This is a genomic window from Streptomyces sp. NPDC044984, from assembly GCF_040646935.1.
GTDB lineage: Bacteria > Actinomycetota > Actinomycetes > Streptomycetales > Streptomycetaceae > Streptomyces.
On sequence record NZ_JBEZBE010000098.1, the window covers coordinates 1 to 2477 of the forward strand.

Sequence of the window (2477 nt, forward strand, 5' to 3'; positions counted from 1 at the left end):
GTCATCGACGGCCTCACCCCACCCGACGCCGGAACGGCCCCCGCGGAGACCGCCACCGCGACCGTCTACCAGCGCATCGTGACCACGTTCAACGACCACCCCGAGAAGGTGTTCCGTGTCCGCGATCTGCACGAGCACCTCGGCCTGCCCGCCGACGAGCCCTCGGTCAACGTCACCCGCTCCCGCCTGGGACGACTCGTCCGCCAGGGACTCCTTGAACAACCCGGACGCGGCCGCTATCAGAAACGGACTTGACGCCCTCTAAGAGGGCATCTGATCTAGATAGTGAGTGTTCTGGGATGTTTGTGTGACCGGTGGCGTTGGCGGTCGTTGCACCGTGTGTGAGTGCTCGCCGTCCATACCGCAGTGATGTGTCCGATGCCCGCTGGGCTCTGAACGAGCCGGTCTTCACCGCCTGGCGGGCGAGACGGACCGGCCCGGGTGCACGACCTGCGAGAGATCGTCAACGCGATCCTCTACCTCAACCGCACCGGCATCCCCTGGGAGTACCTGCCTCATGTCTTCCCGCCGTACAAAACCGTCTACGACTACTACGCAAAGTGGGAAGCGGACGGCACGACCCAGCAGGTCCACGACCTGTTACGTGACAAGACCCGCCGAGCCCACGGCCGCAGTGCCGAGCCGACCGCGGCCGTGGTCGACGCCCAGAGCGTGAAGACCTCGACAAACGTGGCCGAGACCAGCCAGGGCATCGACGCCGGCAAGAAGATCAAAGGACGCAAACGGCACCTGATCACCGACACGCTCGGTCTCGTGCTGGCCGTCCTCATCACTGCCGCGAACGTGCACGACACCACCGGCGGCAAGCTCCTGCTCGACGACGTGGCTGCGAACCACCCCAGTGTCTCCAAGGTCTGGGCCGACGGCGGATACCAGAACAGCATCTTCCATCACGGTGCCCTTGCGCCTGCCGAAAAGCTCATCCGCCCAGTTCAGGCGGCATGTCGATACTCGTGGAGGATGCCGCCGAGTCGTTGGCGTCGTCGTATGTCGAGGTGGATGATCTGCTCCGGATCGCTGATCGGCCTCGGCAAGGGGCGTGGCGGGCGGGCGTTGGCGATGCCTTGATGGGGCCGGTGGGAGTGGTAGAAGTCTTCGAGCTCGCGTAGCGCGTGGAGCAGGTGTCGCTGGTTCCGGATCAGGGTGCGGTCCAGCAGCTCGCGCCGACAGGTCTGCACCCACCGTTCCATGATCGAGTTCATGCGCGGCATCCGTACTGCGCTGAGTACTGCCTCGATCCCTGCATCGTTGAGGACGGTGTCGAACAGGGCGGGAAACTTCCCGGTCCCGGTCCCGGTCCCAGTCCCGGATCAGGAACCTGACCCGGCAGCCGGCTCTTCGAGGTCCATGACGAGATTCTTCGCGACGTGCGTCACCCGGGATGCGGTGGGGTGCGCAGTGGCGCCGAGGATCCGGATCCGGCGGCCGGCATGCTCGATCACCGCGAACACCTACAGGCGCGCCCCGGACAGTGTGACCGTCTCCAGGAAGTCGCACGCCGGCAGGGCGTCGGCCCGGGAACGCGGGAAGTTTGCCCACGTGCTGGAAGCGCGCTCCGGTGCCGGGTCGATCCCACCCTCCTGGAGGATCTCCCAGACGGTGGAGGCGGCCACCTTGATCCCAGGAACGAGGAGTTCGCCGTGGATGCGGCGATACCCCCCACCAGGATTTTCCCGCGCAAGCCGCAACACCAAGAGCCGGATGGAGCACACGGTCCGCGGCCTTCCCGAGCGCTTCGGCCGGGAAGCGGCAGCGTGGCGGCGCGACCAGATCGCGGTGCCGGCGCAGCACCGTATCTGGACGCACCAGCAACCTCACCCTGCGCAGCACCTCCGACGGCAGCCGGTGCAGCAACGCCGCCAGGAACGCTCGATCGTCCGGGGTGAACCGCACCCTGCCTTTGCCGAGTTGACGCTGAAGCACCGTGATCCGATGGCGCAGGGCGAGGATCTCCGCGTCCTTGTCCCGGTCGCTCATCGGCAACAGGCGGACCATGGCGAACGCTTGGGTTATGGTCAGGCAAGCCAGTCGCAGCAGCACGGCTGACCATCATGTCGGTACAACCACCAGGTACGCGAGAGCACCCCCTCGAGCACCCGCACCCCCGCGCACCGCCTTTCACCAGGGCGGATGAGGTTTTCGGCAAGGGCAGGGTTCGTCCGAAGGATCTCGCCCCACCGGTGACGGCCGAAGCGTGTCGCAAAGCGCGGGCAGCCTTCCCGCTCCGCATCTCACCTGGCGTCGAAGGACTCCCGTGCTTTTTCGATCTGGGGCATGTACGTCCGTACCCAGTCCAGGAGGACATCGACGGGAGGGCGCATGGTCTTCCCCAGCGGAGCGATCCGGTACTCCACCGCGACCGGCCTGGAGCTCACGACCTCGCGCTCGATGATGCCGTTGCGCTCCAGTCTGCGCAGGGTGGCAGTCAGCGACTTCTGTGTGACCGCGGGGATCGC

Annotated in this window: 2 protein-coding genes and 2 pseudogenes; 2 read left to right on the top strand and 2 right to left on the bottom strand. The window is 66.4% G+C overall.

The features are described from left to right. Both AB0A94_RS38590 and AB0A94_RS38595 read left to right on the top strand, forming a co-directional pair. Positions 1-255: type IV toxin-antitoxin system AbiEi family antitoxin domain-containing protein (locus AB0A94_RS38590; RefSeq protein ID WP_361751698.1), on the top strand; the 255-nt coding region annotated here is incomplete at its 5' end. 86 nt (positions 256-341) lie between these two features. Then, positions 342-939: pseudogene (locus AB0A94_RS38595) on the top strand (IS5 family transposase); the annotation flags it as partial. A 14-nt stretch (positions 940-953) separates the two neighbouring features. Here the strand turns inward: AB0A94_RS38595 and AB0A94_RS38600 are convergent. After that, positions 954-2061 (bottom strand): annotated as a pseudogene (locus tag AB0A94_RS38600) (integrase core domain-containing protein). Positions 2062-2252: 191 nt separating this feature from the next. Then, the coding region (locus tag AB0A94_RS38605; protein WP_361751700.1) for a helix-turn-helix domain-containing protein at positions 2253-2477 on the bottom strand (225 nt) is incomplete at its 5' end.